This window comes from Mycobacterium sp. TH-M25 (assembly GCF_057473665.1).
Window position 1 is genome coordinate 1 of record NZ_JBYCLA010000461.1, and the last position, 7380, is coordinate 7380.

General features: G+C 66.6%; 5 protein-coding genes. 3 read left to right on the forward strand and 2 right to left on the reverse strand.

Annotated elements, in window-relative coordinates; translation table 11 throughout:
• The coding region (locus tag AC2VOU_RS15625; RefSeq protein ID WP_486958192.1) for a DUF1254 domain-containing protein at positions 1 to 1350 on the forward strand (1350 nt) is incomplete at its 5' end.
• On the opposite strand, the gene AC2VOU_RS15630 is transcribed toward AC2VOU_RS15625, so the two are convergent.
• The gene (locus tag AC2VOU_RS15630) at positions 1347 to 2288 is read right to left on the reverse strand and encodes a class I SAM-dependent methyltransferase (RefSeq protein ID WP_486958193.1); all 942 of its coding nucleotides are present in this window, start codon (positions 2286 to 2288) and stop codon (positions 1347 to 1349) included. The genes AC2VOU_RS15625 and AC2VOU_RS15630 overlap by 4 nt on opposite strands.
• 243 nt (positions 2289 to 2531) lie before the next feature.
• On the opposite strand from AC2VOU_RS15630, the gene AC2VOU_RS15635 reads away from it, so the two are divergent.
• Positions 2532 to 4907 carry a flippase-like domain-containing protein gene (locus AC2VOU_RS15635; RefSeq protein ID WP_486958194.1) on the forward strand — a complete coding sequence of 792 codons (2376 nt, stop codon included), beginning with the start codon at positions 2532 to 2534 and terminating at the stop codon, positions 4905 to 4907.
• A gap of 191 nt (positions 4908 to 5098) precedes the next feature.
• Positions 5099 to 6394 (forward strand): DEAD/DEAH box helicase, encoded by a 1296-nt coding sequence (locus AC2VOU_RS15640; RefSeq protein ID WP_486958195.1) that lies wholly within the window; start codon positions 5099 to 5101, stop codon positions 6392 to 6394.
• Positions 6395 to 6408: 14 nt separating this feature from the next.
• On the opposite strand, the gene glsA is transcribed toward AC2VOU_RS15640, so the two are convergent.
• Positions 6409 to 7380: glutaminase A (glsA, locus tag AC2VOU_RS15645; RefSeq protein WP_486958196.1), on the reverse strand; the 972-nt coding region annotated here is incomplete at its 5' end.

The following is a 7380-nucleotide window of genomic DNA, read 5'->3' on the forward strand; positions in this document are numbered from 1 at the left end:
CCCGGCTTGTCGCAGTCCGAGGCCACCGACATCGCGACCGAGGCGTACGCCTACGCCTATCCACTCGTCACGATGGAATACACCCGACGCAGCTTCACCAACGTCCCCGCTCCCGAAGGCACCAAGGCTCCGATGGGCCAGTTCGCCCGACTGCGCACGTTCCCCAACGCCGCAAACCGCAGCACGCCCGCGCCGAACGCCGACACGCTCTACACCCAGGCCTGGTTCGACGTGTCGAAGGAGCCGTGGATCGTCACGGTTCCGGACATGGGCGACCGTTACTTCCTGCTGCCGATGCTGGACGCCTGGACCAACGTCTTCGCCTCGCCGGGCACCCGCAACGGCGGCGGCAAACCGCGGACGTTGGCGATCACCGGACCGAACTGGCACGGCACCCTTCCGCCCGGTGTGCTGGAGTACCAGTCGCCGACGGCGTTGGTGTGGCTGCTGGGTCGCATCTACTGCTCGGGCACCCCGGAGGATTACGACGCGGTGCACCGGCTGCAGGACGGCATCACCGCGACGCCGCTGTCGTCCTTCGGCACGCCCTACCTGCCGCCGCTGGCTCCACTCACCGCTTCGGTCGACATGGTGACGCCGGCCCGCAAACAGGTCAATGCCCTTGGCGGACCAGAGTATTTCACACTGTTCGCCCGACTGCTCAAGACCAACCCGCCAGCCGAGGCCGACGCGCCGATGGTCGCCAAGCTGGCCCGCATCGGCGTCGTCCCCGGGCAGGATTTCGACCCGTCGAAATTGCCGACCGCCATCAGCACCGGGATCACGATGGCGCCAAAACTCGGTCAGGACACCATCTCTGGATGGCGTGAAGACGGTGTCACGGCCGGTGACTTCGTCTCCAAGAACGGCTGGGCCTACACCACCAAGGCCGGCAGCTACGGGACCAATTACCGGCAGCGAGCGTTCGTCACCGAGGTCGGCGTCGGCGCCAACCTGCCCGAAGACGCCGTCTACCTGACTTCGGACAGCACTGATCGCAAGCAAAAATACAGCGGCACAACGAAATACACCATGCATTTCGACAAGGGCCAGCTGCCGCCGGCGCGCGGATTCTGGTCGTTGACCATGTACGGCAGTGACTACTACTTCGTCGACAACCCGCTTAACCGCTACACGCTCAGCGCACGCGACACGTTCGTCGAAAACCCGGACGGCTCCACCGACTTCTACCTGCAGGCCGACTCCCCCGGCCCGGACAAGGAAGCCAACTGGCTGCCCGCGCCCAGGGACCGGTTCTCGCTGATGCTGCGGCTGTACTGGCCCACCGGAAAGAAGCCGTCGATCCTGGACGGGACGTGGCACATCCCGCCGGTCAAGCCGGTCGGCTAAGACCTTCTGGCGAAGACGAATTCGTTGCCGGGCACCAGGTCTTTGACTTTCGTGTCGGCGGCGCGACCAAAGCCTTCCATCAGCTCGGCGGCCGGGGTGACCGTCACGTCGAAGCCGTGGCGGGCAAACCACTCGCCGACCGGTTCGCGCTCTTCGAAGTACCACAGCTCGTCGGTGCGCGGAACCTCACGATCCGGCTGCACTTTGGCCAGCGCGTCGCGAACCCGATCCATCCTTTCGCGGCGCTTGGCCCGCAGCTCCTCGTCGAGGAAGCTCGGCCCGAGCGCCTCGACCGCGACGCGGCTACCGGCAGCGGCGAGTTCGTCGATGCGCTCGAACAGCAATTCCTGAGCGGCGTTCGGCAGGTACGGCATCAGCCCCTCGGCCGACCACACGCTGGGCTGCGACGGGTCGAAACCAGCTTCCAGCAACGCTTTCGGCCAGTCGTGGCGCAGGTCGACCGCGACGGCCTTGCGGTTGCACGCGGCCTGCGCGCCGTGCTCGGTGAGCGTCGCGAGCTTGAAGTCCAGCACCCGGTCCTGGTCGAGCTCGTAGACCGTCACGCCGTCCGGCCACGGCAGCCGCCACGACCGCGCGTCGAGGCCCGCCGCAAGGATCACCGCCTGCTTGATGCCGTGGTTGGCCGCGGTGAGAAAAAATGAGTCGAAGAACTTGGTCCGGGAGGCCATGTAGCCGACCATCGCTTCCATCTGCAGCGGCAACTCGGGCTCGGCCTCGACCACCTCGCGTGGCAATTCCGGAGCGGAGTGCCAGTTCCACACACCTTCGCCGGCGGCGTCGAGGAACATCCGCGCGTAGGGGTCGTGGATCAGGGGGTCTGCGCTCTCGGTTTCCGCTGCCCGGGCCGACGCCACGCCCAGCGCGGTCGCCCCCACACTTTCGGTGATTTCCCAGGAGTCGTTGTCAGTTCTTGTCATAATCCGAACGTACGTGAGCCGGCTTGATGACCGCTGTGAATCCCGGCAGCCTGCGGGTGATAGCGCATATGGTCACGTTTTCGAAAAGCATTCAGTGCCCAGAATCTGGGGCGCGGGTGACAGCTGTGACTCATGACGGCGTCGAAGCAAGCACGGCGGCCCGGCAATCCGGCCATCTGGCGAGGTCACCGGTTATGTTGTCGGCGGAACGCTGACACCCGCCGGCCGGAGGTTGCTCGGAGCATGCTCGTTGATGGTCGCGAAGTCAGCGTCTACGGCAGCTTGCTGCAGCCCCTGACTCGTCGTACCAATGACATGCTGCGGGTCGCGCTGTCGGGGGCGTTGCTGGCGATCGTGATCACCAGTTCGGTGATCACCCGCACCCGCTGGGACGGGCTGGAGATGTCGATCTCGCGCTTCGTCGGGGTGCTCACGCCGACCCAGTCCGACGTGGTCTACCTGGTGTACGGGCTCGCGGTGCTGGCGCTGCCCTTCATGATCCTGTTCGGCCTGATCATCGCCCGGCAATGGCGGCTGCTGATTCCCTACGCCGCCGCAGCGCTGCTCTCCATCCTCGCGCTGTCGATCAGCGGAACGGGCATCGCGGCGCCGCGGTGGCACTTCGACCTCAACGACCGCCTGCGCACCGTGCTGTCGCAATTCCTGGACGACCCGCGCTGGATCGCCATGCTCGCCGCGGTGCTCACCGTGTCGGGCCCGTGGTTGCCGGCGCGCTGGCGGCACTGGTGGTGGACGCTGCTGCTGGCGTTCATCCCGATACACCTGGTCGTCAGCGCCGTGGTGCCGGCCCGCTCGCTGCTGGGTATCGCGGTGGGCTGGTTCGTCGGTGCCCTGGTGATCCTGGTCAGCGGCACCCCCGCCTTGGAAGTCCCGCTGGACGGAGCGGTGCGCGCGATGGCCAAGCGCGGGTTCGCGGTCGAGGAGCTTCGCGTCGTCCGGCCCGCCGGGCCCGGACCGCTGGTGCTGTCGGCCGTCACCGACGACCCCGACGAGAACGCCGTGGTCGAGATGTATGGCCCCCATCAACGCAGCGGTGGCGCGCTGCGGCAGGCGTGGCGGATTCTGCGGCTGCGCGACAGCGAGACCGCCCCCCTGCAGCCGTCGATGCGCCGCACGGTCGAGCATCGGGCGCTGATGGCCATCGCGATCGGCGAACTGGGCATCGCCAATACCTCGACGATCGCCGTCGGCACCCTGGACCGCGGCTGGACGTTGTATGCCCACAAGCGGATTCGGGGCGAGCCGCTGAAGAAGTGCCATACCTCGACCCCGGTGGCCGAGGTGTGGGAGTCGCTGCGCAAGCTGCAGGACCACCAGATCGCCCACGGTGACCTGCGCGACAACCAGATCACCGTCAGCAACGGGGCGGTGTTCTTCGGCGGGTTCGGCAGCGCGGAATACGGCGCCACCGACAACCAACTGCAGGCCGACATCGCCCAGCTGTTGCTGACGACCTCCGCGCTCTACGGCGCCGACGAGGCCGTGACCGCGGCAATCGGAGCGCTCGGCCGCGAAGCCGTGTTGACCGCGTCGCGGCGGCTCACCAAAACTGCTGTACCGAAACATATCCGGGATTCCGTCCAGGACGCCAAAGCCGTGATCAACCGCAGTCGCGCGGCGGTCATGCACCAGACCGGTGCGGAGAAAATCCAACCGGAAGCGGTCACCCGGTTCAGCCGCAGCCAACTCATCCAGCTGATCCTGCTCGGGGTCCTGGTGTACGTCGCCTATCCGTTCATCAGCACGGTGCCGACATTTTTCAACGCCCTGGGTAAGGCCAACTGGTGGTGGGCGTTGCTGGGCCTGGCCATCTCGGCGTCGACGTATATCGGCGCCGCCGCCGCGCTGTGGGCCAGCGCCGACGAATCGGTGAACTTCTGGCGGCTGTCGATTGCACAGGTCGCCAACACCTTCGCCGCGACCACTACCCCGGCCGGCGTCGGCGGGCTGGCGCTGAGCACCCGGATTCTGCAGAAGAGCGGGCTCAGCACGACGCGCGCCACCACCGCCGTCGCGCTGCAGCAGTCGATGCAGGTGATCATGCACGTCATACTGCTCATCTTCTTCAGCACCGCCGCGGGATCGGCAAACAACTTGTCGCACTTCGTACCGAAGTCCACCATGATCTACCTGATAGCCGGTGTGGCACTGGGCATTATCGGCATCGCCCTGCTGGTGCCCAACCTGCGACGCTGGCTCTCGACGGCGGTGACTCCGAAACTCAAGGAGATCATCACCGACATCATCAAGGTCGCACGCGAACCCAAGCGGATGGCGCTGATCGTGTTGGGTTGCACCGGAACGACTCTCGGTGCGGCACTGGCGCTGTGGACCAGCGTGGAGGCGTTCGGCGGCAACGTGTCGTTCGTCACCGTCACCGTGGTGACGATGGTCGGCGGCACACTGGCCTCGGCCGCCCCCACTCCGGGCGGGGTCGGCGCCGTGGAGGCCGCGCTGATCGGTGGGCTCGCAGCCTTCGGAGTTCCGGCGGCCGTGAGTGTGCCGTCGGTGCTGCTGTATCGGGTGCTGACCTGCTGGTTACCAGTATGCATCGGCTGGCCGGTGATGCAGTGGCTGACCCGCAACGATATGGTCTAGCGCAGGTGGCGTTGCTCACACGATGATCGCAATGTGCAGCCCGTGAGCTATGGTTACACAACGTTGGCAGTTATTCACACGCCAACACGTCGTGGACTGCTCCGACAATCCATTCTCAGCTTTCTCGCGGCGATCGATTTTGCCCACCGGCAATCTCGCCACACCCCGATGCCTGAAAGGCACCACACCACATGACTTCTGAGTCCTTTGCTGCACTCGGCGTGCCCGAGCGACTGATCAGCAACCTGTCCGCGCGCGGAATCACCGCGCCCTTCCCGATCCAGGTCGACACCCTGCCCGACACACTGGCCGGCCGCGACGTGCTCGGCCGCGGTAAGACCGGCAGCGGCAAAACGCTGGCCTTCTCAATCCCGTTGGTAGCCCGGCTCGCAACGGCCAAGCGTCGCCCCAAGCAGCCGACCGGCCTGGTGCTCGCCCCCACCCGCGAACTGGCCACCCAGATCACCGCGGCGCTAGAGCCACTGGCTGCCAGCTACGGCCTGAAGGTCACCGCGATCTTCGGTGGCGTCTCGCAGAGCCGTCAGGAATCCGCGCTCAACGGCGGCGTCGACATCGTCGTCGCCTGCCCCGGCCGGCTGGAAGACCTGATGCGCCAACGGCTGATCAGGCTCGACTCCGTCGAGGTCACCGTGCTCGACGAGGCCGACCACATGGCCGACCTCGGCTTCCTGCCCGGCGTCACCCGCATCCTGGCGGCAACACCGTCGACCGGTCAGCGACTGCTGTTCTCCGCGACCTTGGACAACGGCGTCGACAAGCTGGTCAAGCGATTCCTGCACAACCACGTCATGCACTCCGTCGACGAGGCCAACTCGCCGGTCCCGGAGATGACCCACCACGTCTTCCACGTCGAAAGTGCCGGCGCCAAGCAGGCATTGGTGCACCAATTGGCGTCTGGCACCGGGCGGCGAATCCTGTTCATGCGCACCAAGCATCAGGCTCGCAAGCTGGCCCGACAGTTGACCGAGGCGGGCGTGCCCTCAGTTGATCTGCACGGCAACCTGTCTCAACCCGCCCGCGACCGCAACCTGGCCGCGTTCTCCTCCGGCGCAGCCCGCGTGCTGGTGGCCACCGACATCGCCGCGCGCGGCGTGCACGTCGACGAGGTGGAATTGGTGGTCCACGTCGACCCACCCGCCGAGCACAAGGCGTACCTGCACCGCTCCGGGCGCACCGCGCGAGCGGGCAGCTCGGGTGACGTCGTCACCGTCGTGCTGCCCGAGCAACGCCGCGACACCAACGAGCTGCTGCGCCGGGCCGGTATCGCCGTGCGGCCGCAGCAGGTGACCGCCGCCTCGGAGCCCGTCGCCGCGTTGGTCGGCGAGATCGCGCCCTACCAGGCGCCGGCCCCGAGACCGGTGAACGCGCAACCGGCCCAGCGGCCCCAGCAGCGACGCCGCCCCAGGCAGCGCCCCCGCACGGGCCGGCACGACCAGGATCGCCGCACCCCGGCGTCCCACCGCTAGGTGTTGAAAAGTCGCTAGGTGTTGAAAAGCCCCAGATCGAGGGTGTGCGTGATCTGGGTGATCGCCGCCAACCCGCGAACGCTGTTGCCGGTCTCGTCCAGCGGCGGCGAATACGCGGCGATCGCCAGCTTGCCCGGCGACACCGCGACCACGCCGCCTCCGACGCCACTTTTGGCGGGCAGCCCGACGGTGTAGGCCCAGGAGCCGGAGCGGGTGTACAAGCCCTCCATCGACATCAACGCCAGCAGATGCGGCACATTGACCCGCGAGACGACCCGCTTGCCGGTGAGCGGGTTGACACCACCGTTGGCCAGGGTCGCGCCCATGATCGCCAGGTCGACAGTGGTGACCAGCGTGGAGCACTGCAGGGTGTAGACGTCGCAGGCCTCCATCGGATCGCAGTACATGTATCCGCCGCACAACAGCAGCCAGGCGATCGCGCGGTTGTGAAAGTTGGTGGCACGCTCGGATTCGGCTACCTTGTCGCTCATGGTGATCTGATGACCGGCGAAATCACTTTGCACCGCCAGGATCTGGTGCCAGCGGTCGTCCGCGTCGCTGGCCGACACCAAGCTGGTCGCCGTCATCGCCCCCGCGTTGACCATCGGCGACATCGGCCGGTCTTCGTGCAATTCCATCGCCAATACCGAATTGTAGGCCGCGCCAGTCTCATCGGCCCCGACCTTGTCGTGGAATTCCAGCGGGCCCACTTGCTCCATCGCGAGCGCGGCCGTGAAAACTTTCGAGATCGACTCCAGGGCGAACTCAGAGTCGGCATCGCCGGCCGTGAACGTCTGGCCGTCGACGGTCGCCAAGCATATTCCGAAAAGATCCGAGTCGACTTCGGCCAAAGCCGGTATATAGCTGGCATTTTCGCCGCCGCTGTTCTTCTCGTGCTGGGCGTGTGCGGCGGCGACCGCTTCAGCGATACGGTCGGCGTCGATCAGTGTGCCGGCCATGGTCAGAACCCACCGGCCTTGTCCGAC